Origin of the sequence: Paraburkholderia sp. SECH2, assembly GCF_030464795.1 — a bacterium.
Classification (GTDB): Bacteria; Pseudomonadota; Gammaproteobacteria; order Burkholderiales; family Burkholderiaceae; genus Paraburkholderia; species Paraburkholderia aspalathi.
In genome coordinates this window covers 171,287-196,745 of the sequence record NZ_JALPRH010000005.1, presented here as the reverse complement: position 1 = coordinate 196,745, position 25,459 = coordinate 171,287, and the positions used below count along the sequence as shown (strand labels likewise).

Below are 25,459 nucleotides of genomic sequence, written 5' to 3'. Positions count from 1 at the left end.
TTGCATTCATCTGTTGGTTACCCCGCTCCCATCCGATTCCGGTCTGCTTTAGGCTCGCATTGCAATGCCAGTGTTTAACCTTAAAAGGACCGTTCAAAATGAATCTGCATAACCACCACGCCTGCCGTCCGTTCCTTGAAGCCGGCAATTTGTCGCAAGTCTCCGCCTACTATGAAGAAGGCCGCAACATCATGTGGATGATGCTGCGGGCGCAGCCGCGTCCCTGTTTTAATCTCGATCTGGTGCATGACATTCTGGGTCTCGCGCAGGCAGCACGAGAATCCGGTTTGCCGATCGATTTCTGGGTGACCGGCTCGTTGATTCCGACCATGTTCAACGTCGGGGGCGACCTCGATTTCTTCGCTGACACGATCCGCTCCGGCAAGCGCCAGGCGCTGATGGCGTACGCGCGCGCCTGCGTCGATTGCGTGCATGCTGCCGCGCGCGGTTTTGATACGGGGGCAATTTCGATCGCGATGGTGGAGGGCACTGCGCTTGGTGGCGGGTTCGAGGCGGCGCTCGCGCATCATTTCCTGCTGGCGCAGAACGACGCGCGCATGGGCTTTCCGGAGATCGCGTTCAATCTGTTCCCGGGCATGGGCGGCTATTCGCTGGTCGCGCGCAAGGTGGGGATGCGTCTGGCCGAGGAACTGATCGGCATGGGCGAGTCGCACACGGCTGAGTGGCACCACGGCAAGGGACTGGTCGATCAGCTGTTCGAGCCGGGCGACGCTTATATGGCGACGCGCACCTTCATCGATACGCTCCGGCCGAAGATGAACGGGATCCGCGCGATGCTGCGGGCACGCCAACGGGTGCTGCAACTCTCGCGCGCCGAGCTGATGGAAATTACCGAGGACTGGGTGGATGCCGCGTTCACGATCGAGGAGAAGGACCTCGTCTTTATGGAGCGGCTGGTGATGCTGCAGAACCGCCGTACTTCGAACCTGCGCCAGACGGCCTCCAGCGCGGCCAATTTCGCCTGAATCGCTCCGGGTCTCGACCCTATCGAGCGGCAGTGGGCGAGTTCCTCAATCCCCAGGGGACGTGTTTTTCGGGCGAGTGGAAGCTCAGGCAATCAGTCTGAGCTTCTGCCTGTCCTGCAACCAGCGTTCGAACTCCGCGACCGGCATGGCCTGGCCGTACAGGAAGCCCTGTACGTAATCGACGCCCAGCCCCCTCATGAACACCTCTTCCGATTCGGTTTCGATGCCTTCGGCGACCACCTTGAAATTCAACTCCTGCGCGACCACCACCATGGAGCGCACGAGTGCTTGCGCCTTGGTGTCGGCGTTGATCGAGCGGACAAAACTGCGGTCGAGCTTGATGACGTCGAGCGGAATGCGGCCCAACTGCGAGAGCGACGAATAGCCGGTGCCGAAGTCGTCCAGGTGAACCTGCGCGCCGAGCTGGCGGAACTGCTTGATCAGATCGATTGCCGCCGCTTCGTCCTCGATCAGGCAGCTCTCGGTGAGTTCCAGGTCGATCAGACACGGATCGAGATTCGCGCGCTGCAGCGCTTCGCTGAAATGCCGCACCACCGCCGTATCCACGAGTTGCCGTGCCGACACATTGATCGCAATGCGCAGGTTGTAGCCGTCTGCCTTCCATTTGGCCGCCTGCTTCGCGGCCGTTTCCATGACCCAGCGGCCGAGCACGCCGATGAGCCCGGATTCTTCCGCATAGCGAATGAATTCCACCGGCATGATCTGCCCGCGCTCCGGCGAGTTCCAGCGCACCAGCGCCTCCACGCCTTGCACCGCACCGGTGGCGAGTACGAGCTTGGGTTGGTAGTGCAGCGTCAACTGACCCTCTTCGAGACCGCGGCGCAGGTTGGTGTCGAGCCACATGTACTCGGCGACCTTGCGGTTCATGTCGGGTGAGAACACGCGATAGGTGCGCTTGCCTTCGTCTTTGGCAACGTACATGGCCGTGTCCGCCGAACGGATCAGCGATTCGAGGTCGTTGCCGTGTTCCGGATAGCGCGCGATGCCGATCGAGCAGCCCGTGTAGACCTCGACGAGCCCCAGGCTGAACGGCGTGCGCAGACGTTCGAGAATGCGCTGCGCGGTGGCTTCGAGATCGTGGGCGGTGCCTTGGGCGGCGAGCACGATGAACTCATCGCCGCCGAGGCGCGCGAGTACGTCGCCTTCGTTCAGGCAGGTGCTGATCGCCGACGACACATCGCGGATCAACCGGTCGCCGAAGACATGGCCGTAGTGGTCGTTGACCTTCTTGAAGTTGTCCAGATCGAGGAACAGCACGCCGACCGATTCACCTGGGGCAGCCGCTTCGATCGCAGCGCTGATCTTGTCCTGGATCGCGTTGCGATTGGCGAGGCCGGTGAGCGAATCGGTGTTCGCCAGTTCGGTGAGCCGTTCCTGCGCGAGCCGTTCTTCCGTGATGTCGGTGCCCGAGCAGATCAGAAACTGTTCTTCGACGCCGCTGCCGCTGTGAACGAACTTGTTGCGAAACAGGAATAGCCGTTCGCCGCGAAGGGTTTTCACGCGCCGCTCGACTTCGTACGAGACACCGCGATTGAAGAAACCCGTGATGTTCTGGCTCGACGCCGCGCCGGACTCAGTGGACATGAACAGCGCCCACACATTGCGGCCGACGATGTCTTCTTCCTTGACGCCGGTGAGTTCCTCGGCGAGACGGTTGAAGCGCTGTATTCGACCGTGTCTGTCGACGATCACCACGACCGAATTGACTTCGGACACGACCTGTTCCGCGAAAGAGAGACCATGGACGAGGTCGCGTGCAACGGACTCCGTATCGTCGTAGGCCGAGGCGGTGCCTGCCCACGTATTGCTGGCGAGTTTTTTACCGACGAGGTGCAGGCGCAGTGGTTCGCCGAACAGCCGTACGTCGAGGACGAGGTGCGAGGTGATGCCGGTGAGGCAGCGGATTTGCGAGGCCTGTTGGGGATTCAGCGGAATGGCGACATTAGCCGGCACGTCACCGGTGACGGGCGTGAGTTCCAGCGCGTTGCTGTCGTTCGACAGACGCCAGCAAGGGCTGCTTGTGCCGAACTGGGCAAACAGCACCTGATCGTGTTGGTCGTCGTTCATGAGATCCCCGGGCGGTGTGCCGATGAGCCAACCATAAAGGTGGGGTGGCGGCAAACAGTCTTCATCATACTTAAAGACTGACCCCATTGTAGCGAAGCGGCTGGCCTTCGGGCCTATAAACATTAACGGTCGTGATGGCCTTCGTCTTAAGACTTTTGTTTTGGCGTGCGCATTGGCCTGAAGCGTCGAAATCGCATTAAAACCGCATTAAACCGCCGCGGAATTAGCTCAGGACTGCCTCAAAACCGCCTGGCCAACGCGCTTCGGGCGTGTTCCCGCTCTGTGGGAATCGTTTCCACCGCGGGGTCAAACCAGAAAGTCCCCGCAACCAGCGTCGCGATAACGATTCCATCGCGATACAAAACCCGATTCCCGGCAACGGCAGGCACGCGTTCGCCCACCAGCAGCGTACCGGCAAGATTCAAAGGATCGGTTCCGGCGACACACACAAAAGCACCATCGTTCGCATGCCGTCGAACTTCACGCAAGATTGGAATCGCTTCCGGTAAAGCAAACTGTTCGCCGGCGAGGCCATTCACAAACCGCCCGCCACGAATGACACCGCGCGCTTCGAGCCGTTGAAACACGCGTAACAGGTCCCGCCACGGCGGCAGCCACTCGGCCTCGCGTTCGAGCAAACGCCAGAACACCACGCCATAGCGGCGCAGCAATGTCATGGCGACATGCTCGAGTACTTCGGGGGCGAATTGCTGACGGCGCGCCGGCGATGCTTCGGATGTCACAACAACGGGCTGCCGGCTGACGAGGGCCCAGCGTCCCGCGTCGTCCATTCCTCCGATCAATGCACTCGACCTGACACGCCGGCTACTGGAATAAGCACTGCGTTTGGCGACGGGTTTCAATAACGCCCGCAAGCCGGCGAAACTATCGGAATTCACGAGGCCCGCGGCAACCAGCTCGCCCAGTGCGTTCTCCAGTTCCATACGCAAGCCGTGTACCTCGGCCAGCAATTCGTCGAAAAACATCGCGCCATGCTGCGATAACGTGTCATGGACGCTCTGCGCGCGCGCCGATAGCTCCGGTTGTTTCGACGGATCGATCAGCGCGCGCCAGACGCGTACCTGCGCGCGCGGCAACAGCACGATCGGCGTGCTGCGCACCGGTCCCGCCGTACCGCGTGCCCGCTCGGTCAGACGGGTCCAGACGATCTTGCCGGCACGGCATAGTTCGTCGAGCGAAATGTTCGCGTACGCCTTTACGCGCGCCGGCAGAATATCTTCCTCCCATGCGCCCGCCGCGGCCTGAAAACCCTCCATCTGGTCGAGAACGGCGGCTAACGCGTCGCGTCCCTCGCTGCGGGTGTCCGGCGTCAAATGCTGCCACTCGAACAGAAAACGCATGAAGTCGTGCCGTTCCACGGGCTCGATTTCGCGTCGCAAGCGTTTGACCGTGTAACGGTGGATCCGCGCAAGCAGATGGCGTTCGCACCATTCTTCTTCGGTTGCGCCCGGCGAGAAGCGGCCGCGCATCACGTAGCCTTCAGCTTCGAGGCGCGTCAGCGTGTGTTCGACCGACGCCGTGGGCAAGTTCAGTGCCTGCGCGATTGCACGCACCGGCAGTGGGCCGAAGCCGGTGAGCCGGGCGCGCAGCACGTCGAGCAGGGCGTCGTCGGCGCTCCAGCTATCGGTATAGCCCTTCGGTGCGGTGAGCGCGGGCTCAAACCGGGCATCTGGGTAGAGCGCCTGGAAACAGGTCAGGCGCTCGGCGGGCAGCCACAGCGCGTCCTCAGCCGCGATCCGCAGGCGGGTCGCGCGGCCGGATTCGGCAAGCGAGGTGAGCCATGCCGGCCACGCTTCGATATTGCGCGCTTCAGCCTGCGTGATGCAGGCGAGACCTGTTAGCGCTTCGTGCATCTCGTCGGCGGTGCGCGCCTGCGGCCATGCCTCGTCGCGCACACTGTCGATCGCGTCAGCATCGAGTGCGCCGAGGTCGTCGGCGCTGGACGGATCGGTCCAGCGGCGGTTCTGCACGGCTTGCGTGCGGCGCTCTTCGATCGGCGCATCGTCGAGATAGGCGTAGGGCTTGGCCGTGAGGATTTCGGCGGCAAGCGGCGAGGGCGCCGGCAGATCGCGGGCGATCAGTTGCACGTCGCCCCGTTCAATACGACGCAGCAAGGCGATCCAGCTTTCGCTGTCCATCGCGTCGTGCAGGCAGTCGTCGACGGTTTGGTCCACTAAGGGATGATGCGGCAGTTCGCGCTCGCCGACGATGTTCTCCAGGCATGCGGCCTGTTCGGGAAACACGCTCGCCAGCAGATCTTCGCTACGCATGCGCTGCAATTGCGGCGGGGTCTTGCGCCCGCCGGTATAACGCGGCAGGCCGAGCGAGGTGGTCGCGTTCCAGCGCCAGCGCACGCCGAAGAGCGGCGCGTCGAGCAGCGCCTGGATCAGCAGATGCTCGGCGCTGTTCGAATGGAGGTATCGCCATACTTCGTCGAGTACGAAGGAATGGCTGCCGGTCAGCGAGAGGATGATCGCGTCTTCGGTGGCGGCGGCTTGCAGTTCGAAGTTGAAGGTCCGGCAAAAACGCTTGCGCAATGCGAGACCCCACGCGCGGTTCACGCGACTGCCGAAGGGTGCATGGATCACGAGTTGCGTGCCGCCGGATTCGTCGAAGAAGCGCTCCATCACGAGCGTGTTTTGCGTCGGCAGCACGCCGAGCGCGGCGCGTGCGCGGGCGAGATAGTCGACGATTTGCCGCGCGGCGGCTTCGTCGAGACCGAGGGCGTCGACGAGCCAGTCGATTGCGCGTTGGATGCGCGCCGTCATGAGCTCTTCCCCATCGAGCAGGCGCCCAATCTGCTCACGCAGGCGTGCGACGCCGAACGACAGTTCATCGCTGCGCCCCGGCGCCTCGCCTAGCCAGAACGGGATATTCGGCGGCTGTCCCTGTGCGTCCTCGACCCGCACGCGGCCGCTCTCGATCCGCAGAATCCGGTACGACGCATTGCCGAGTTGAAACACGTCGCCTGCCAGACTCTCGACGGCGAAATCCTCGTTGACGGTGCCGATATTGATCGCCTGCGGTTCGAGCACCACCGCATAGTCGGCGTTCTCGGGAATCGTGCCACCTGAGGTCACGGCGACCAGTTTGCCGCCGCGCCGGCCGCGCAAGGTGCCGCTCACCGCGTCGCGATGGATATAGGCGCCGCGCGGGCCGTGACGGCTGGTATAGCCTTCGGCCAGCATGCGCAGCACGGCGTCGTATTGCTCGCGTTCGAGGTCCGCGTAGGGGGCCGCGCGCCGCAGCATCTCGAACAGTGCGTCTTCGCTCCATTCGGCGCTCGATACTTCGGCGACGATCTGTTGTGCCAGCACATCGAGCGGCGCGCGCGGAATCCGCAACGCGTCGAGTTCACCACGCCGCACGCAATCGAGCAGGGCGGCACATTCGATCAGATCGTCGCGCGAAGCGGGAAAGAGCCGGCCCTTCGGCATGCCGCCCACATGGTGGCCCGAGCGTCCCACACGTTGCAGGAACGGCGCGATCGCGCGCGGCGAACCCATCTGGCAGACCAGATCGACGTCGCCGATATCGATGCCCAACTCCAGTGAAGCGGTCGCGATCAGCACCCGCAACTCGCCGCGTTTCAGGCGCTGCTCGGCGTCGAAGCGATGCTCCTTGGCGAGACTGCCGTGGTGCGCGGCGACTGCGTCCTTGCCGAGCCGCTCGGTCAGATGACGCGCGGCGCGTTCGGCCATGCGGCGGGTGTTCACGAAAATCAGCGTGGTGCGATGCATCGCGATCAGTTCGGCGAGGCGGTCATAGATGCGCTCCCACACTTCGTTCGGCATCACCGCTTCGAGCGGCACGGGCGGAATCTCCAGCGCGAGATCGCGCTCGCGAATGTGACCTACGTCGATGATCGCGCAGTCCGCCGGAATATCGCTTTCGATGCTGGCGCCGCCCACCAGAAAGCGCGCGACGGCGCTCACCGGTTTTTGCGTTGCCGACAGACCGATCCGCGGCAGGCGTCGTTGACACAACGCGTCGAGACGTTCGAGACTGAGCGCCAGATGACTGCCGCGCTTGCTGCCGGCAAGCGCATGAATTTCATCGACGATCACCGTGCGCACCGTCGACAGCATGCGCCGGCCGGAATCTGAGCCGAGCAGGACGTAGAGCGATTCCGGCGTGGTTACGAGAATATGCGGCGCGCGTTTTTTCAGCGCGTTGCGCTCCTGTTGCGTGGTGTCGCCTGTGCGTACTGCGGTACGGATGTCGAGCGGCGGCAGGCCGCGCGCCTCGAGTTCCGCTGCGATGCCTTGCAAAGGCACCTCCAGGTTGATGCGGATGTCGTTGGAGAGCGCTTTTAACGGCGAGACGTAGACCACGAGGGTTTCGTCGGGCAACGCGCCGCCGTTGGCGAGGCCTTGCTGGACGAGTTCGTCGAGCGCGGACAGGAAGGCGGTGAGAGTTTTGCCCGAACCGGTCGGCGCGGCCACCAGCGTCGAGCGTCCGCTGCGAATCTGCGGCCAGGCGGCGGCCTGGGCATCGGTGGGGGCGGGGAAGGTCTTCAGGAACCAGCTGGCGACTGCCGGATGGAAATCATCCAGCGCGCGAGGCGTGAAAGGGCCCGAAGCAGCGTTTGAAGTTGGCTGCACTACCGGATCGACGCCCGAAGAATCAGAGCGCTCGTCCAACGCGGCGGTGGATGTCGAGGCCGAAGTCATGCTGGCATAGATGGGGACGCGATGTGCCATATCCAGAGGGCGGCAAGCGCCGGCCTGTTTCGAGGATCAACAATCAGTCTGGCAGGTTTTCGGCGGCTTTGCCGATGCCTGGGTGGCGGCAATCGCGCTGAATAAGGCGGCAAAAACCGCAGGTGCGGACCGCACCGCACCTGCAGCACAGTCCGGCGCAAAACTACCAGACCCAGCGTACGCCTGCGTCGCCCGTCACCGTTCTCTGGTGTGCGCCACCCAGATTCGTCACCCAGCCGAGCGTCGCGAACACGCTGCCCGACGTGCTGAATTTGCCGACCACGCCCGCGCCGAGTTGCGCCGCGGTTTGCCCGACAGTGCCCGGAATCACGGTCCCGCCGCCGAAGGTGACTTTGTCGTCGGAGCCGAATTCGCGTAGGAAGCTGACACGCAGATAGGGCCGCCAGGCGATTGCGAAGGCATCGAACTGAGCTTGCAGGCGCGCGCCGATTCGTCCGACGAAAGTATTACCGCTGTTGAAGCCGACGCTCGATACGCCATCGTTGAAATCGGACAACGACAGGTGCTGCCACACGAGTTGCGCTTGCGGTTCGAGCGTGAGCCCCGCGCCGAGCGGAATCGGCAGACCGCCTTCGAGCGAGCCGGTCACTGCGTTGCCGTGAGTCGTCGTATTGAGGCCGTCGCGCGAATCCGGATCGACGGTCAACGAACTTCCCATCAGCACGGCGTCCGTGTACCAGCCGCTTGGGCCGATATGCGTCCAGTAGCCGCCGAGGCTGTACGCGTTGATCGCAAGGTGGCCTACCGCGAGATTGGGCATGCCGAGCGCGAAGCCGTCGACGTCGCCGGTGGCCCGCGCGAAACCGACAAACAAACCGTAGTGATTGCGCTGGCCGCTCGCGCTGCGATCCGCGTAAAGATCCTGCCCGGCCTGGATGCCATACACGGAGCCGTCGAATTGCGGACTTGCCGTGCCGTTCTGGCTCAGCACGCTATGGCCGCCCCACACGCGACCCCACGCGGCAGGCAATTTTCCGCTTTCGCTCAACAAGGCCTGATCGCCTTGCCGGTCATGAAACGTATCGATCTGCATCAGGCCGAGCTCACGCGCGACGCCGGGCGCTGCGGCGTAGACCGGCACTTCGACGCGATACAGCGGTATGGCGGCCGAGCCAGCGGGGGGCGCGGGCGGCAAGGGCGGCGTGCCCTCGGCCGCAATCGGCACGCCCGACGCGACAACGGGTGGTTCGCCAGGGGCGCCCGGCGTCGTGACCGGCGGCTGGCCGGGTACCGTTGCGGTCGGCAGCGGCGCAACCGTATTGCGCAGATACCAGTTGTCCGTCGTGCCGCTGCTCACACCGCCTTTGGCCAGATAGTAGGAATACGCGCCGGCCTTCACCGGTGCAGCCAGCGTAAAGGCGCTCGAGGCGGTGGTGGCGCCATTGGTCGCCTGAATCACCTGAATGCCGTCCGCTACTGTTTGTGCGCCCTGGCCGCCGACGTTCGTGACTTGCAAGTGCGTCGAACCAGTGGCCGTTCCGCCGCTGAGCACGAGGCGATCGGACGCCGCGCCGTCGCCGGCGACGACGGTGTTCAGGCCGATGGTGCCGTCCTGTCCGGTGTAGTTGCCCGCCACATTCAAGCGGTTGCCCACACCGCCGGCGGCAGGGCCGCCGATCTGCACGAGTCCGGCATTCACCAGCGAACCGTTGATCGAGAACGCGCCATTGCCTTCGCTGGCAAACGACGGCACTGCATTCGCCACCGCGAGCGTGCCGTTGTTCGTGACCGCGCCCGTCACGCTGCCATAGCCGCCGAGCGTCGCACCTGCGGCCACCGTGATGGCGCCGCCGCCCGTCAGCGCGGCGCTGGCATGGGTGGCGTCGCCGATCGCGAGGGTGCCCGCTGCGACCGTGGTTGCGCCGCTATAGGTGCTCACGCCGGTCATCAGCAAGCTGCCACTGCCGGCTTTCGTCAACGCGCCGGTTCCGCTCACCGCCTGGGAGAGCGTGCTATCGAAGGATTGCGTATCGATCGTGCCGCCGCCCGCGGCCAACGTGATGGCACGTGTGGCGGCGAGGTCGAAACTTGTAGTCAATTGCAGCGTGCCGCTGTTGAACGTGAGGCCGCCAGTGTTCGCGCCGAGCGCGTTGTCCGCGCCGACGGCAATCGTGCCTTGATCGATCGTCGTGCCGCCCGAATAGGTGTTGCCGCTCGCCGCAGCCGGTGCAAGCGTCAACACGCCGGCACCGGTTTTATCCACTGCGCCGGTGCCGCTGATCGATCCCGTGTAGGTGCCCGCGCTATCCTGGGCAAACCGCACGAGTCCATCGTCGGTCACGGTGGAGGGCAGGTTCTGCGCAGTCGCCTGCAAGGTCGCGCCGCTATCGACGAGCGCCGTTGCGCTCGCGCCTAACGTGCCGGTGAGATTCAGCGTGCCGGTTTGCACATGTGCGAGCGTGAAGGTCCCGCTACCGGTCCAGTTCCACAGCGTGCCTTGCATCAGCAAGGTCTGAAAGTTGGTGAACGCATTCGACGCCGTGCCCGAGCCTTGCAAGGTCACCGTATTCGATCCTGCGCCACCATCGGCTGCGCCGTTGATCACCGATCCGGTTTGCAGAATCAGCGAATCGTTGCCGTTGCCCATCGTGATGGCCGTGCCGATACCGCTTTGCACAAGCCCCGCATTGATGATGGTGCTGTTGCCGTTGAGCGTGCGGATGCCGGAGCCGTTCTGGCTGATGATGCTGCCGCCCGCGAGGTTCTGGATCGTCGCCACGAAGCTCGATCCCGCGGTGTTGGAAAACACCGCATCCGAACCGCTGCCGCTCGCGCTGATCGTGCCGCTGTTGATCAACTGGTCGTTATTGCCTTGCAGATAAGCGGTTGGACTGGCCGAGCCCGTGGTAGTCAACGTGCCGCTGTTGTTGATGGTGCCGCTGCCGCCCAGAATCGATGCCGCGCGCGCGTTGCTGCCCGAGGTCGTCACGCTGCCGCTGTTGATCAACGTGTTGTTCAACTGGCCGACGTTCGTTTGTCCCCACGCGGCCGTCATGCCGTAAGCGTTGGGACCGCTGGTGGTGATCGATCCGCGATTGGTCAGCGTGTTGCCGCTGCCGTTGGCGGCCATGCCGTCGTTGAAGGCGCCGGTCGTGGTGATGACGGCGCCGCTCGCGTTGGTAATCTGATTGCCATTGCCCACGCCGAGCAATACCGCGCCGCGCACGGTGCCCGTGCCGCCGCCTCCCGTCAGTGTGAAGTTGCCGCTGCTGTTGATCGTGCTGTTGGTGTCGACGCTGAAGATAACCGGATTGGCGCTGCGCACGAAGCTGCCCGAGGCGGTGCTATCGGCATTGATCGTCACACCGGTGCTGCCGGTTTGCGCAATCACGGCGGCGATGCCGCTGCCCGTGCAGGTGACTGTCGTATTGCTCGGCGGCGCGGTATTGCTGCACGCGGCCATGGCTGAGGGGGTGAATGCCTTTGTGAGCAGCACGACGCTGCCGAGGCCGATTCCAAACGTTTTCTTCTTCTTCATACGCACGGTCCTTGTTAAAGGCACTGCACCATACGAGCGGAATGGTCCGACTTATACACGCCTTACCAAAACTTTCCAAACGTCCCCGACATAACATTACGAATATGTTGCGAATCGCCGACGCTTGACCGAGACCCGCATGGCGCCTCGCTCTTCGCAGGAGAAGGCATTTTTTCCGGACCGAAAAAGCGCTGCGGTAACTCCTGCGGGAACCGTAAGTGGTTTGAAACATTCGTTCGTCGGGCGGCGGATCAGGACGCGCGCCGGGTCCTGCCGAAATTTGCCGGGTGCAGTACCCTGTACGGCTCACCGATCCACGAATCCACGATGGAGTCTCGACGATGCGATACAACCAGTTAGGCCGTACCGGTGTGTTTGTTTCGGAGCTGTGCCTGGGCACGATGACCTTCGGCGGTGGCGGGGGCATCTGGAAGCAGATCGGCGATCTGCAGCAGGGGGACGCGGAGCGGCTGGTCGGCCGGGCGCTCGATGCGGGCATCAATTTCATCGACACGGCCGACGTTTATGCTGATGGCCTATCCGAAGAGATCACCGGTCAGGCGTTGAAGAACCTGAAAGTGCCGCGCGACAAGGTTGTGGTCGCAACCAAAGTCTTCGGTCAGACGGCAGAGTTTCCGAACGCGCGTGGCGCCTCTCGTTATCACATCATCGACGGGATCAAGGCGAGCCTGAAACGCCTGCAACTCGATCACGTCGACCTGTATCAGATCCACGGTTTCGATCCGGCCACGCCGATCGAAGAAACCGTGCGCGCGCTCGATACGCTGGTTCAGCATGGCCATGTGCGCTATGTCGGGGTGTCGAATTGGGCCGCATGGCAGATCGTGAAGGCGCTGGGCATCGCGGAGCGCCTCGGCCTCGCGCGCTTTGAATCGCTACAGGCGTATTACACGCTGGCGGGCCGCGACCTCGAACGCGAACTCGTGCCGATGCTGCACAGCGAAGGGCTTGGACTGATGGTGTGGAGTCCACTCGCGGGCGGCTTGCTGAGCGGCAAATATGGGCGCGAACAGCAGGGCGAGGCGGGCAGCCGTCGCACGACATTCGATTTCCCGCCGGTCAATCGCGAGCGCGCTTATGACTGTATCGACGTGATGCGCGATATCGCGGAGACGAAGAAAGTGTCGGTGGCGCAGATCGCGCTTGCGTGGCTGCTGCATCAACGCGTGGTGAGCTCGGTGATCGTCGGCGCGAAGAAAATCGAGCAACTCGACGACAACATCGCTGCCACGGGGGTCACGCTGACCGCCGATGACCTTGCGAAACTCGATAAGGTCAGCACGCTGCCCGCTGAGTACCCGGGCTGGATGCTGGAACGCCAGGGCGAGGTGCGCCGCAAGCAGCTTGAAGAGGCGCGTCATCCGGCGTAGCGCCAGCTGCAAGCCGCGGCGTGCGCGGCTCGCGTTGCACGGCGGATAGGTCGTGGGTGAGCGGTGCAGCGGCGTGCCATCACGTCGCTACACCGCCTGCCTCACGCTGCCGGCTTGCTATCCGCCTGATAAGCGGCGACGGCGTCCATCGTGCGTGCCGAGTACACCATGGTGGCGCCCGCGTTCATCGCGACCGCCACGCCGAGCGCTTCGGCGATCTCTTCACGTGTCGCGCCGTGTTTCAGCGCTTCGGCGGTATGCACGGTGATACAGCCGTCGCATCGCAAGCTCACGGCCACCGCGAGCGAAATCAGCTCGCGCGTCTTCGCGCCGAGAAGATCGGCCTTCTGGCCCGCGCTCGACATCGTTTGATAGGCCTTCACCGTATCCGGCGACAGTTTGGCGATCTCGCCGATGCGGCCGAACAGTTCCTTGCGGTAATCGATCCAGTTCAACATGACAGTGCTCCTTTGTTTGCCAGGCTCCGGCGGGTGCCGGTGTCGTTAGGCAAAGTATTGCGCTGTGCCGCGATATCCTGAATACTCGATTCGCTCAACTTTTAGCGCGACCGTCTCATGGATACGCTCAGCCGACTGATCGACCTCGCCCGGCCGCAAGCCAGCCTCGATCTGCGTTGCCTGCTCACGGGGGGCTTCGACATCGATCACACGCCAATGGAGGCGGGCATTGCACCGTTTCATCTGGTGCTGGACGGCGAATGCGTCGTCGAGACTGCGGGTGGCGCGCAGGTTGTGCTGCAGGCGGGCGATTTCATGCTGTTCCCGCGTGGCGCCGCGCATCGGGTGCGTGATATCGGGCGGACAGTTGCCACCGCGCCGCTGACGTTGAGTCATGACGGCATGCTGCCGTTGCGCCGCAATGACGAGCACGAGGGCGGCGCCGATCTCGATCTGCTATGCGGCCGGTTCGTCTACGCGCCCGGTTCCTCGGCGTTGCTGCTCAACGCGTTGCCCGACCCATTTCATGTGTCGCTCGGCAGCGTGCAAACGCTCGGCGCGTTGCAGACGGTGATTGCATTGATGCGAACCGAAGCGGAGCAACGTCAGCCCGGCGCGCTCGCGATCGTCACCGCATTGAGCCACGCGCTATTCGCAATGGCCTTGCGCGTGCACGGCGAACAGAATGCATCGACTGCAGGCGTGTTGGCACTGTTGGCCGATGCGCGTCTGGGCGCGTCCGTACAGAGCATGTTGAGCGCCCCCGAACGGGCCTGGACGATTGCCGAACTGGGCGAACGCGCGGCGATGTCCCGCGCGACTTACGCACGCCATTTCAACGAGCGTGCGGGTATGACGGTGATGGATTTCCTCACGCAGATTCGTATGACGATCGCGTGCGATCTGCTGCTGCGCACGCAGCGCAGCGCCGCGGAGATCGGTGAGGCCGTGGGGTATCAATCGGAAGCCGCCTTCGGCAAGGCGTTTCAGCAGAGCGTCGGCGCGACGCCGGGACGTTACCGGCGTCAGCCGCAAGAGAACGATCAGAAGTCCGGCTAGGCTTTGTCGGGTCGGCCGAACCAGTGCTTCTCTATCCTTGACATGATCAAGGTCACGAGCAGTGCGCAGACGGTGCCTAACGTGACCTCGCCGAGGCGCAGCAAGGCCCTGTCCCACGGCGAACCGACGCCCGGCACCAGCAGCATGATCGTCGCCGTAATGCCACCCAGACGCGCGGCGCTGCCCACGTTCACGACCCAGCAAATCAGAATCGCCGCGCCAACGGTGGCCGCGTAAGCGGCGAGATAGCCACCGCCGAGGGTTGCGCCGATGAGCCCGCAGACGGCCCCGACCATCGCGCCGATGAACTGATCGCGCGACAGATTGCGCGTGTCGATATAACTGTGCTGGCTGACCGCAATCGCCGTAATCGCGGCCCAGAAGGCTTGCTCTGTGTGCAGCCAACGGCCGATTACGAAGGCGAGGCTGCCGCCGGCCACCGCCTGCGCGGCCATCACACTGCCTTCGGCCAGCCGGTCGCCCAGCGGCAGCGCCTTGAGAAAAGCGAACAGCGAATTGGCGGCGTTCGTCCGCGCTTCACGTCTTGATTCGTCGGGAGCGGTCATCGAATGGGGAGGAGCTTGTTGCAGCACGAGGGACTCGTATTCTAGCGAGGTCCACGGCGGACATCGTGGTTTTCGCTGCTGCGCAGGCTGTGGTACCAGCTCATCAGAGGCGTAGCCGAGACGCCGTGAATCACGACCGAAGCCGCAACGACCGCCAGCGTGAGCGGCACCAGGGGCACGACGTCGGATGCCACGCTGTGTTCGAGTGCATACGCCAGGTAGTAAAACGAACCGATTCCGCGGATGCCGAACCAGCTCATCAAACGCCGCTGCGCTAGCGTCGCGCTCGACCCCAGCAGCGACAATTCCACCGACGCCGGCCGTACGAGCACGAACAGAGCAACCGTGAGCGCGACCGTCTGCCAGGTGAGAAGCGGTGCTTGCAGCGTGGCGAGCACATTGCCCACCATCGCCATCACCGCCACCTCCGCGATGCGTTCTAGTTCGATCGTGAAGCCCATCACCGACTCCGTCATATACGCATGGGCTTTGCTCGGATTTGCCGCGGTTGCTTCGACGTCTTCGGAATCGACCGTACCGATCGCCTCGCGAGGTGAAGCGCCGCCGCTCGCGCGATGCTCGGCGCGGCGCATCGCGACGCCCGCGGCAAACACCGCCAGAAAGCCATACGTATGCGCGAGTTGCGCGGCGCCAAACGAGAGTTCGATCAGGCCCAACGCGAAGAAGCCCTCGAGACCGAGGGCCTGCGCATGGCGCGTACGCAGCCAGGTGACCGCATGTGTTGTCACCCAGCCGAGCAGGCCGCCGATCGCGATTGCGCCGGCCACGCCCCATACGATGCTGCCGGCGAGCCGGAAACTCAGCACGTCGGTGACTGGAGTGGCAGGCGCCGCGCATATCGCGAGGCCGAGCATGACGAAGGGGAGCGCGACGCCGTCGTTCAGGCCACCTTCGCCGGAGAGCGCGAAGCGCAGCAGGTCGTGGTCGCCGGGATTGTGCACCTGGACGTCATGAGCGAGTACCGGATCGGTCGGGGCGAGGATCGCCGCGAGCAGCAGGGACGGGCCCCAGCCAAGATGCAATACGTAGACGCCGAACAGCGTGAGTAGAGGAATAGTCGCCAGCATGGCGAGGAAGCCGAGGCGCAGCGGTATGGTCCAGAGCTTCTCGAATACGCCGAGCCGCAAACGCAGCCCGATGGCGAACAGCGACACCAGCAGCGCGACTTCGGTGACGGCTCGTAGCAAATGTGCATCGGCGACGATATCGAGGCGCAACAGGTCGATGCCGGACGGCCCGAGGGCGTAGCCGATCGCGAGGTAGAACATGGCGGCGCTAACGGGCAGGCGCCGCAGCGTCGTCGCTGCCACGCCCATAAACACGAGCACGGCGCCGACGATGAGAAACCACAGTGTTTCGTGCATGAGGATCCGGTTGGGGCCGGCATGCAGGTGACGCATGCGCGGCCGGCACATCAAGGCAGGTGCGGCTCGAAGCAACGAGCCGCACCTGCCCGCAACCTGTGTGCGAACGACAGGATTTACAACGGGATCTACAGCTTCAACCCGCCGGCCTCCGGTGCATCAGACGACCCCGCCGGAATGTCCCCGGCACCCAGATCGTCGCGCCGGTCATACGGGTCGCGTCCCCAGTAGGGCTCGCTGCCGTAGTACTGATGTACCGACGTGGCCCATGTCTGGTCCGCCATGGCCGGCCAGTGGTCCTTGTCGAACCCCGGTGCGTTTTTCACGCGCTCGGCGGTCATGTCGAGGACGAAGCACTTCTCTTGTGTATCGAGCGTGAGGGCACGCCAGGGAATCGCCAGCAGTTTGTCGCCGATGCCGAGAAAGCCGCCGCTTGATAGCACTGCATAGGCGATACGACCCGAGCCGACGTCGAGCATGATGTCCTTGACCTTGCCGATGTCTTCGCCATCGCTGCTAATCACCTTGTTGCCATCCAGGGTGGCCGCGGCCATGACTTCCGGGCCGGGACCGTCTGCAGTCGCGCTGCCTTTGCCGACGATACGTGCGCCTTGGCCCTGCCGCGTGCCGCCTTGGGTCTGTGTCTGGTTGAGCATGATGTTTCTCCTTACCGGTTCGATGTGTGGAGAGAACTGAGCAATCGGCGTTCCTTCGATTCGCAGCAGCGCGGCATAGCCCTTGCTGCGGCTTTGGCCAACAGCATGAGTGCCAGTGCCCAGCTCGAGCGGCAGAAGCACGGATTGGACAAGCTCGCGCTGCAAGCGGCAAACGCCGTCCATTCACTTAGGGAGACTTCGATGAACTATTCAAAAGCATTGCTGGTGTCGGCATTGGTCGCGATGTCGAGCGTCGCTTTCGCGCAAGCGGGCGGCAACGGTAACGGCGGCGCGGGCGGAGGCGGATCCGCTGGCTCGAGCAACAACGCCGCACATGATGCGGCATCCGCAGGGTCGACTTCGGGGGCAATGAGTGCCAGCGGCTCGAAAACGCATCACATGTCGAAGTCGAAGGCGAAGACCAAGAAGCCGATGAGCGATTCGACCAGTACACCGGGTGCGGACGCGGGCAGCGGCACGAACGGCCAATAACGCAGGCGATGAACATCAATGATGGCAGGCGAATCCGCGCTCGCGTCATGCAGTTGCGGATTCACCTGACCGATGACGGAGGAGAAAGATGAAACAGCTATCCAGACAATGCGCGGGCATGCAGGTGCTGATCGTGGCAGCGGTGGTGTTATTGACCGCGGCCGCAGGCTGCAAACGGTCCGATAACGGCAGCGCGGATACGTCTACTGCCGCCAGTTCCGCGCTGGCCAGCAGCGGCGTGATGAACGGCAACGCGGCCACCGGCAGTACTGCAGATACGAGCAGCGGCGCGGCGGCGGCTGCCGCAACCGAAGCGGCGAGTAGGTCTGGCGCAGCCTCAGCGGCCTCCGGCGCCAGTCAATAAGAGGTTGGTCGGAGATCCGAACCTCAGTTTTGCTCAGCGAGCCGCCTGCTTGGCGTCACGCGATGCCGTGACCTCGCGCGACGCGGCCGACCGCCGTGCGGTTTGCGTGCCGGTCTTCGCCGCAGCGTTTTTGCGCGCCACCACGCGAGATTTTTTCAACAGAGTGGTCAAGGAGCCGTTGATGCTGTCCGTCACCGCCGTCTCCCGCATCTTGCGGCCCTTGGCGCCGGCCGTGCGTGCCAGCTTTGCCGCACGTTTCTCCGCATGGGCAAGCAGCGTGGCAAATGCCACTTCGTCCGCTCTCAATCCACGGCGTGCCTGGCCAGGTGGCAAGCTCTGCAACTCGGCCGCCTCGAACGCACTGATTACCGCCGGATGGATGTAGCAGCGCCGGCAAACCGCGGGCGTATTGCGCAATAGCGCCGCCACATCCTTGACCGTCGCAACGATATGGCGGCGCGCCTCCGTAGCGCTGCTGCACACCAGCCGCCGTAGCGCGGCCAAGGCATAGACGCTGCCGGCCCACGTTCGATAGTCCTTCGCGGTGAAGTCGGCATCGCTCGCGCGGCGCAGGTAGTCGTTGATGTCGGCCGACCCTATCGTGCGGCGCGTGCCGTCTTCGTCGAGGTACTGAAACAGGTCGTGGCCCGGCAGTTCGGCGCAGCGGCGCACGATGCGTTTGATGCGCGGATTGTCCACCGTCACGTCATGCTCGATGCCGCTTTTGCCGCGAAATTTGAAGCGCAATTGGCCCGCTTCGATCTTCACATGCTTCTTGCGCAGCGTCGTCAAACCGTACGACTGGTTCTCGCGCGCGTATTCCACACTGCCGATGCGGATCAGCGTCGTGTCGAGCAACTGCACGATCGCCGCGAAGACTTTGTCGCACGGCATGCCCGGCAGCTTCAGGTCGCGAGCGACGCGTGCGCGGATTTTCGGTAACGCGCGGCCGAACTCGGCCATGCGTTCGTACTTGTCGGCGTCGCGTGTCTCGCGCCAGCGTGGGTGATACCGGTATTGCTTGCGGCCGCGTGCGTCTCGGCCCGTCGCCTGGATATGGCCGCGCGCGTCGGGGCAGATCCAGACGTCTTCGTAAGCGGGCGGAATGGCGAGGGCATTGATGCGTTTGATTTCCTCTTCGTCGTCGATGCGCTTGCCGCTCAGGTCGATGTAGATGAAGCCGTCTTTTTCACGCTTGCGTGTGTAGCCGGGCTTGCTGTCGTCGGCATGGCGCAGGCCCGGCGGCAGGTCGGCAGGAGTGGCTCGTTGCGCGGCGGTTTCGTCCGCGCGTCCAGCGCGCTCCGTGCGGCGTTGCATCGGTTGGGTCGTGGCAGCCATGGTTGCAGGTAGAAGTTTCAAGCATGAAGCGCGAATGCGCCGATGACTGGCCGCGAGCAAAAGCGATGCCCGCAGCGCGCTTTGCGCATGGTGGCGCGCTTGGACGGAACAGTCCTTACGCACCTTGCTACCGGTGCTGAAGGCGGCGGTCAGGCATGGGCACGTCTTTTGCTGACTAGGGACGTAACGAACGGACAGAGACAAGGGACGCAGAAGCGGTTCTGAAATACCGCGAGCTCATAGCTCAGCCCGCTTCGGAAGACAGATCGACCAGGGAGAAAACGTATGAAATTCCGATATTCCGTACAAGTGATGGCTGTTGCGCTGGGGCTTGGCGCAGCGTCGATCGGGCCTGCATACGCACAAGCCAGTGACGCCCCCGCTAGCGCTGCGCCGGTGAGCGGCACAAAGCTCTCGCCTGCAGACCAGCAGTTCGTGCAGGATGCCTCACAGGCCGACGCCACCGAAATCGCGGCAAGCAGAATCGCACTCAAGAATTCGAGCGATCCGCACGTCAAGAAATTCGCGCAGCAAATGATCGCCGACCATACGAAACTCTCGCACGGCATGGCCGCAATCGTCGCGAAGAAGGGGCTTGCCACGACGCCGTCCGCCGATTCGGCGCTGGTCGGAAAACTGCAGACGCTCAAGGGCAACGAATTCGATCAGGCCTACGTCGAGCAGATCGGTGTGGAAGCGCATCAGCGAGCGGTCGACCTGTTCCAGCAGGAGAGCCAGAGCGGCACCGACTCACAACTGAAGGCGGCCGCCGCGCACGCGCTGCCGACGATCAAACATCACCTCGCGATGGCGCAGCAACTGGCCGGTTCAATGAAGGGTTCGTCATGAACGCGATCCTGCCCCGGCCGGCCTATGAGGACTCCCTTATGCAGATCACTTTTCCCGACGACAAGCCGCTCTTCGACGGAGCGAATCTGACTGTGCGCTTCATGGCGCGCGTCGACGGCGAAGCGGTTGTGTGCGCGATTACGGCCGAGGCGCTGGAAGATCATTTCGGCGCCGATTCCGCGCTCGAATCCGCCCTGATGGCTGCTTTTGACAAGGGGCGCAATCGCATCCGCTCGGTTTGCGCAGAAGCACTCGACCAGAACGCCGGTGAAGGCGTAGTGTTGCATAGTGGACTGTTCAGAGTGGAAGGCATGGAGCCCGATCGCGGCACCGCCGCGTAGTCCGGGCACACGCCTGCCTCCCGCGTGGATTTTTGCAGCGCAGCGCGATGCCGTGTGGCGGCAGGGTCCGCAAAACGCGTTTCAACGATGTAAGGAGGCCTTATGTCACTCATCGTCGCAGCACGGTTTACGACTTTCCCCGCCGCCGAAGATGCGGCGCAAAAGCTCTTCAACGCAGGTTTCGTCGAAGAAGACGTCACGCTGTTTTTTGTCAATCCGCGTGGCCAGCACGCGCGCTATCCGATCGGCGGCGATACCGGCACCGATCCGGGCGCGAGAGAAGCCCCGAAGGGCGCCGGCATGGGCGTGACGATCGGCGCGGTAGTGGGCGCTGTGGTCGGCGTCGGGATCTTCGCGGCGTTTTCGGCGCCGATTCTCGTCTCGCTGATCGCGGCCGGCGTCGGCGCATACATAGGCTCCCTCGCCGGGGCGATGGCGCGCACGCGCGAAGGCGGCGAGGCCGGCCACCACCATTTGCGCTTCCATCAGGAATTGCGCGACTCCGGCGTGCTGGTTGCCGTGCATGTATCGCCCGACAATCAGTTCGACGCGGCTAAGGTATTGCGCGAAGCAGGGGGCCTCGCGATCGAACGCGCGAGCGGGCGCTGGCAGCAAGGGCGCTGGGCCGACTTCGATCCGCTCAAAACGCCCGAACCACTCAACGAGTTCGGCGAATTCAGCGAACGGCATGCCTGAGTGAAGCAATAAATGAGGCAATAAATGAGGCAATGAGTAAGGCGATCGCTTTCGCTTGAGTGGAGACGCTGCAACCCACAGAACGGCCCGGCAAATGTCGGGCCGTTTTGCATTCATGCCGGGGTATTCGCGAGCCGGGCACGCCTCATGCGCATAGACATGCGAACCCCGCGGCTACATGGAAGTGCGTAGCGGCGGATTCCTCGATTAACGAAACCCCTGGAGGTATTGAATGGCTACGAACGTTGTCTCCGTGCTGAACGATCTGGTCGAAACGTCGAAGGATGGCGAGAAGGGCTTTCGCAAGGCGGCAGAAGACGCGCATGACGCGCAGCTGAAATCGCTGTTTCTGTCGCGCGCCGAAGACTGCACGCGTGGTGCGCGTGAATTGCAGGATGCGGTTCAGGCGCTGGGCGGCAAGCCCGAAACAGGCGGCAGTATGAGCGGTGCGCTGCATCGCGGCTGGGTCGACGTGAAGTCGGCTGTGTCGGATCGCAGTGATCACGAGATCCTCGCCGAATGCGAAAAGGGCGAAGACGTTGCGAAAAAGCGCTATCACGACGCGCTTGAAAAGGAGTTGCCGCTGGACGTCCGGGCGCTGGTTGAGCGTCAGTACCAGGGCGTACTGCAAAACCATGATCGCGTGCGTGACTTACGCGATCAGTACGCTGCGGCCAGGCCGTAATTGCAGATAGAAAACTGCAGGTAGAAAAGGAAACCGGCGCTCACAAGAACGCCGGTTTTTTGAAGCTGGACAACAACAGCAGCGAAGACGCTGCTGTTGTTCCGCGCAGTTATTCCGCTACGACCTTCAGATGGTTCCTCACGCTCGAGACGCCATCTACGCCCTTCACGACTTCCCCTGCTGCGGCCTTGTCGTCAGACGAAGGCACTGAACCCGTGAGCCACACCACGCCCTTGCGGGTCTTCACGTGGATGTGAGTCGATTTGACGTTCTTCGCGCTGAGCAGTTCGGCCTTGGCCTTGGTGGTGATGGTGCCGTCGTCGACGTGCTGACCGATAGTTTCGGATGCTGCCGACGGGGCCGAGCCGCTGGTTTGCGCCGTAGCGTTCAGAGCGAATGCGACACAAGCGATGCTGCCTGCGGTCTTCAGAAGTTGGATGGTCTTCATGGTTTCTCCTTCGGGTGTTGATAAAAAATGCGGTCTTGTTACCTGCGGTCGATCGCGGCCGAAACCGTTGATGACTCGCGTGGGGTCGTTGCCGCTACGGTTCCGTCAGGGCCCGTTATCGACACCGGACGACGGTCTATGCATGTGTTTCGTTTGCGTGGCTACGTTGCTGCTTGCGCTACCTCGCGATCGACTCGCGTGCAAAGACCCACGTCCGTCCACACCGTGTTGATTCGCAAGCTGTGTGCCCGGTACACCGCACGAATGCCCGATGCCGGGACAAGCCGGTGCTGCACATGCGTTTAGGCTGAGGAATAGAGGGGCGGCCACGTGCGGCGGGCTGTTCGACGGTCCGTAAGGCCGGCGACCGGAAATTGCCGGGTCCTTGTAAAAAGGGCGCGCGCCCACTGCGCAATTGGCGGGCCTGAAAAGGCAAAACTTAGAAAAAACAGTGTGTTGGGCGAGCTGGTATGACAGTTGCTCTACTGAGGCCAGATACCTTTTCCAAGCTATTAACGGGACCTCACTACAATGCCGTCAATCGAACTACGCGCAAGGCAGTCCCTCGCACTCACGCCGCGTCTGCAGCAATCGGTGCGTCTGTTGCAGTTGTCGTCTCTCGAGTTCCAGCAGGAGTTGCGCACCGCGCTCGACACCAATCCGTTCCTCGAGTACGACTCGACCGACACGGAAGACGTCGCGCTCGCCACTGCAACGCCAGGCGATGACGTCGGTGGGACGCCCGCCACGGACACGGTCGCCGCGGCCGAACCTGAATCGTCACCGGTCGACAACAGCGCTGGCGACACAATGGAAAGCGCAGGGCAGGACGACGTACCCGGCGACTTTTCGGGCGACTACAGCACCCGTAGTTCGACGCGCCAGAACGGCGACTCCGACAGTAGCGATCCCGCTGAATGGGCGCGTTCCCAACCGACCTTGCGCGAGCAGTTGCACGACTCGCTGCGTCTCTATCGACTCGACGACCGTGACCGCGCGGTGGCCCGTTTTATCATCGAGGCGCTCGATGACGACGGCTATCTGCGTCAGGAACTCTCCGAGCTCGCCGACAGCGTCGACCTCGAACCCGAACTGACTGAAGAAGAATTGCTGGTGGCGCTGCGCCTCGTGCAATCGCTCGATCGTCCCGGTCTTGGCGCCCGCTCGTTATCCGAATGTCTGTCGCTGCAGGTCAACGCGTTGCCCGCTGACACGCCGGGACGCGATGTGGCGCGGCAAATCGTCGACCATCACCTGGAGCGCCTCGCGCGTCGCGAACAGGCTGAACTGCAAAAGCAGATCGGCTGCAGCGCCGAGGAACTGCGGGTGGCCTGCGCGCTGGTGCGCAAGCTCGATCCGAAGCCGGGCAACAACTACGGCCGTACCGAAGACAACTACGTGGTGCCGGACGTGATCGTGCGTCAGGTGCGCAACAAATGGGCGGTGACGATCAACCCGGCCGTGCAGCCGCGCGCCCGCATCCATCGCATGTATGCCGAGCTGTTCGCGCAGTCGGCCGGTGCCAGCCGCTCGCCGCTCGCGCAGCAATTGCAGGAAGCGCGCTGGCTGATCCGCAATGCGCAGCAGCGCTTCGATACGATTCAACGCGTGGCCGAGTGCATCGTCGCGCATCAACGAGCCTTCTTCCAGTACGGTGAAATCGCGCTCAAGCCGATGGTGCTGCGCGATGTAGCCGAGGAACTCGGTTTGCACGAATCCACCATCTCGCGTGCGACCGGCAACAAATATATGGCCACGCCGCGCGGTATTTTCGAGTTCAAGCACTTCTTCCCGCGCGAACTCGGCACAGAAAGCGGCGGTACCTGTTCGGCCGCGGCCGTGCGCGCGCTGCTCAAGGAAATGATCGCCGCGGAGAACACGCACGATCCGCTGTCGGACGTGACGCTTGCGAAGATGCTCGCGGATCAGGGTGTACTGGTGGCACGGCGTACCGTGGCGAAATATCGTCACTTGATGAAAGTGCCGCCGGCGGAATTGCGTCGCCAGGTTTAAACGCGTTGCCCTTCGGGGCCAGGGCTTCAGCGAAGCGCCACGCGAGTCTCAGTGCTCGCGTGGCGCTTTTTCGTATCTGGACGTTTCGCACGCGCCCCATTACATTGGCGGCTCAAGTCGAAACGGGGTGAGTTCCATGAAGTATTCGAATCTGGTTGAGCGTTTGCAGGGCAGGCGTACCTCGGCGTGGGAAATCCATCGCGTCGCTCAGCAGGCGCTCGCCAATGGCGAAGATGTGATCGTGCTGAGCGTCGGCGACCCCGATTTCGCGACGCCCGCGCCGATCGTCGAGCGCGCCATCGAGGCGTTGCGTAGCGGCGATACGCATTACAGCGCGGTGTCCGGGCGTGAGCCGGTGCGCGCGGCGATTGCCGAAGACCATGCGCGCACCACGGGTTGCGCCGTAAGCGCGGCCAACGTGATCCTGACTGCGGGGGCGCAGAACGGCGTGTTCGCCACCTCGTTGTGCCTGCTGGAAGCGGGCGACGAAGTGATCGTCCCCGAGCCGATGTACCTCACATACGAAGCCTGCGTGCGCGCCGCGGGCGCCACGCTTGTGCCGGTGCCGGTCGATCCGGCGCGGGCGTTTCACCTCGACTGCGACGCGCTCGAAGCGGCCATCACACCGCGCACCCAAGCCATTTTCTTCGCGACACCGTGTAATCCGACCGGCGTGGTGATGCCACGCGCCGATCTGGAGCGCATCGCGCGGATCGCGTGCGAGCACGATCTGTGGGTGCTCTCCGACGAGGTCTATGCCGATCTCACGTTCGAGCGTGAGCACGTGAGCATCGCCGCGTTGCCAGGTATGGCGGAGCGCACGGTGACGCTCGGCAGTCTGTCGAAATCGCATGCCATGGCGGGCTGGCGCGTGGGTTGGGCGATCGGGCCCGCCACGCTGATCGAGCATATGGGGCGGCTCGCCTTGGCAATGCTGTATGGCTTGCCAGGTTTCATCCAGCAGGCTGCATTGACCGCGCTGCAGAACAAGGCGCCGATCGTCGCCGAGATGCGCGAGATTTACCGGCGCCGCCGCGATGTCGTGTTCGAGCGCCTGCACCGCGTGCCGGGCTTGCGTTGCCTGTTGCCGGAAGCCGGCATGTTCATGATGGTCGACGTCAGCGGCACGGGCCTCGATACAGTCGATTTCACCTGGCAACTGTTTCGCGCGCAAGGTGTGTCGTTGCTCGACGCTAGCGCCTTCGGCGAGACCGCGAATGGTTTTGTGCGGTTGGGTTTTGTGGTCGACGAGGCAAGCCTGATCGATGCTTGCGAACGGATTGCTGCGTTCGTCGGTGGATTGCCGGTGCGTACGAACGTGTAGGCTGTGAACAGGAAAGCCGCTGCCGTACGCAGCGGACACGAGCTAGCCTGGCGGGCAGCGGAAAGTCGTTGAACGGTATAATTCCTGCACTTTGGCG

The 25,459-nt window shown here is 63.4% G+C and carries 20 protein-coding genes; 11 read left to right on the top strand and 9 right to left on the bottom strand.

Annotated features, from left to right (window positions below):
* Positions 1 to 98 precede the first annotated feature (98 nt).
* Positions 99 to 986 (top strand): crotonase/enoyl-CoA hydratase family protein, encoded by an 888-nt coding sequence (locus M0D66_RS11955; protein WP_093635875.1) that lies wholly within the window; start codon positions 99 to 101, stop codon positions 984 to 986.
* 84 nt (positions 987 to 1,070) lie between these two features.
* On the opposite strand, the gene pdeR is transcribed toward M0D66_RS11955, so the two are convergent.
* The 3 genes from pdeR to M0D66_RS11940 all read right to left on the bottom strand — a co-directional run bounded on the left by pdeR (position 1,071) and on the right by M0D66_RS11940 (position 11,297).
* Entirely contained in the window at positions 1,071 to 3,074 is a 2,004-nt protein-coding gene (gene pdeR / locus M0D66_RS11950) for a cyclic di-GMP phosphodiesterase (RefSeq protein ID WP_093635873.1), read from the bottom strand.
* 239 nt (positions 3,075 to 3,313) lie between these two features.
* Positions 3,314 to 7,798 (bottom strand): DEAD/DEAH box helicase, encoded by a 4,485-nt coding sequence (locus M0D66_RS11945; RefSeq protein ID WP_266210782.1) that lies wholly within the window; start codon positions 7,796 to 7,798, stop codon positions 3,314 to 3,316.
* 163 nt (positions 7,799 to 7,961) lie between these two features.
* Complete coding sequence (locus M0D66_RS11940; RefSeq protein WP_266210781.1) at positions 7,962 to 11,297, bottom strand: autotransporter outer membrane beta-barrel domain-containing protein; 3,336 nt, start codon at positions 11,295 to 11,297, stop codon at positions 7,962 to 7,964.
* A gap of 341 nt (positions 11,298 to 11,638) precedes the next feature.
* Between M0D66_RS11940 and M0D66_RS11935 the strand changes: the two genes are divergently transcribed.
* Positions 11,639 to 12,688: an aldo/keto reductase gene (locus tag M0D66_RS11935; RefSeq protein ID WP_211706709.1), complete on the top strand. Its 1,050-nt coding sequence runs from the start codon at positions 11,639 to 11,641 to the stop codon at positions 12,686 to 12,688.
* 101 nt (positions 12,689 to 12,789) lie between these two features.
* On the opposite strand, the gene M0D66_RS11930 is transcribed toward M0D66_RS11935, so the two are convergent.
* Entirely contained in the window at positions 12,790 to 13,146 is a 357-nt protein-coding gene (locus M0D66_RS11930; protein WP_175051551.1) for a carboxymuconolactone decarboxylase family protein, read from the bottom strand.
* 117 nt (positions 13,147 to 13,263) lie between these two features.
* Here M0D66_RS11930 and M0D66_RS11925 point away from each other — a divergent pair, with 117 nt between their 5' ends.
* Positions 13,264 to 14,205, top strand: coding sequence for an AraC family transcriptional regulator (locus M0D66_RS11925; protein ID WP_211706708.1), 942 nt, complete (start codon positions 13,264 to 13,266; stop codon positions 14,203 to 14,205).
* Here the strand turns inward: M0D66_RS11925 and M0D66_RS11920 are convergent.
* The 3 genes from M0D66_RS11920 to M0D66_RS11910 form a co-directional block, all read right to left on the bottom strand.
* On the bottom strand, positions 14,202 to 14,771 hold the full coding sequence (locus M0D66_RS11920; protein WP_093635857.1) for an aromatic acid exporter family protein: 570 nt from the start codon (positions 14,769 to 14,771) through the stop codon (positions 14,202 to 14,204). The two genes, M0D66_RS11925 and M0D66_RS11920, sit on opposite strands and share 4 nt — an antisense overlap.
* A gap of 41 nt (positions 14,772 to 14,812) precedes the next feature.
* Entirely contained in the window at positions 14,813 to 16,156 is a 1,344-nt protein-coding gene (locus M0D66_RS11915) for a sodium:proton antiporter (RefSeq protein WP_211706707.1), read from the bottom strand.
* 128 nt (positions 16,157 to 16,284) lie between these two features.
* Positions 16,285 to 16,812, bottom strand: a complete 528-nt coding sequence (locus tag M0D66_RS11910) for a PRC-barrel domain-containing protein (RefSeq protein WP_200620537.1) — start codon at positions 16,810 to 16,812, stop codon at positions 16,285 to 16,287.
* A gap of 201 nt (positions 16,813 to 17,013) precedes the next feature.
* Between M0D66_RS11910 and M0D66_RS11905 the strand changes: the two genes are divergently transcribed.
* Entirely contained in the window at positions 17,014 to 17,304 is a 291-nt protein-coding gene (locus tag M0D66_RS11905; protein WP_211706706.1) for a hypothetical protein, read from the top strand.
* Positions 17,305 to 17,392: 88 nt separating this feature from the next.
* Positions 17,393 to 17,668, top strand: a complete 276-nt coding sequence (locus M0D66_RS11900) for a hypothetical protein (protein WP_211706705.1) — start codon at positions 17,393 to 17,395, stop codon at positions 17,666 to 17,668.
* Positions 17,669 to 17,701: 33 nt separating this feature from the next.
* Here the strand turns inward: M0D66_RS11900 and M0D66_RS11895 are convergent, their stop codons facing one another.
* A complete protein-coding gene (locus tag M0D66_RS11895; RefSeq protein ID WP_211706704.1) occupies positions 17,702 to 19,006 on the bottom strand; it encodes a DNA topoisomerase IB in 1,305 nt (434 codons plus the stop codon).
* Positions 19,007 to 19,291: 285 nt separating this feature from the next.
* Between M0D66_RS11895 and M0D66_RS11890 the strand changes: the two genes are divergently transcribed.
* The 4 genes from M0D66_RS11890 to M0D66_RS11875 all read left to right on the top strand — a co-directional run bounded on the left by M0D66_RS11890 (position 19,292) and on the right by M0D66_RS11875 (position 21,577).
* Positions 19,292 to 19,855 carry a DUF4142 domain-containing protein gene (locus tag M0D66_RS11890; protein ID WP_200620540.1) on the top strand — a complete coding sequence of 188 codons (564 nt, stop codon included), beginning with the start codon at positions 19,292 to 19,294 and terminating at the stop codon, positions 19,853 to 19,855.
* The gene (locus M0D66_RS11885) at positions 19,852 to 20,196 is read left to right on the top strand and encodes a DUF1488 domain-containing protein (protein WP_093635847.1); all 345 of its coding nucleotides are present in this window, start codon (positions 19,852 to 19,854) and stop codon (positions 20,194 to 20,196) included. Before M0D66_RS11890 ends, M0D66_RS11885 begins: the two co-directional genes overlap by 4 nt.
* Before the next feature lie 102 nt (positions 20,197 to 20,298).
* Complete coding sequence (locus M0D66_RS11880) at positions 20,299 to 20,892, top strand: hypothetical protein (protein WP_211706703.1); 594 nt, start codon at positions 20,299 to 20,301, stop codon at positions 20,890 to 20,892.
* Positions 20,893 to 21,124: 232 nt separating this feature from the next.
* Positions 21,125 to 21,577 carry a PA2169 family four-helix-bundle protein gene (locus M0D66_RS11875; protein WP_200620541.1) on the top strand — a complete coding sequence of 151 codons (453 nt, stop codon included), beginning with the start codon at positions 21,125 to 21,127 and terminating at the stop codon, positions 21,575 to 21,577.
* 109 nt (positions 21,578 to 21,686) lie between these two features.
* Here the strand turns inward: M0D66_RS11875 and M0D66_RS11870 are convergent, their stop codons facing one another.
* The gene (locus M0D66_RS11870) at positions 21,687 to 22,025 is read right to left on the bottom strand and encodes a BON domain-containing protein (protein WP_054035360.1); all 339 of its coding nucleotides are present in this window, start codon (positions 22,023 to 22,025) and stop codon (positions 21,687 to 21,689) included.
* Between the two features lie 531 nt (positions 22,026 to 22,556).
* Between M0D66_RS11870 and M0D66_RS11865 the strand changes: the two genes are divergently transcribed.
* Together M0D66_RS11865 and M0D66_RS11860 are read left to right on the top strand one after the other, a co-directional pair.
* Positions 22,557 to 24,038 (top strand): RNA polymerase factor sigma-54, encoded by a 1,482-nt coding sequence (locus tag M0D66_RS11865; protein WP_200653021.1) that lies wholly within the window; start codon positions 22,557 to 22,559, stop codon positions 24,036 to 24,038.
* A 136-nt stretch (positions 24,039 to 24,174) separates the two neighbouring features.
* Positions 24,175 to 25,362, top strand: coding sequence for a pyridoxal phosphate-dependent aminotransferase (locus tag M0D66_RS11860; protein WP_211706702.1), 1,188 nt, complete (start codon positions 24,175 to 24,177; stop codon positions 25,360 to 25,362).
* Positions 25,363 to 25,459 lie beyond the last annotated feature (97 nt).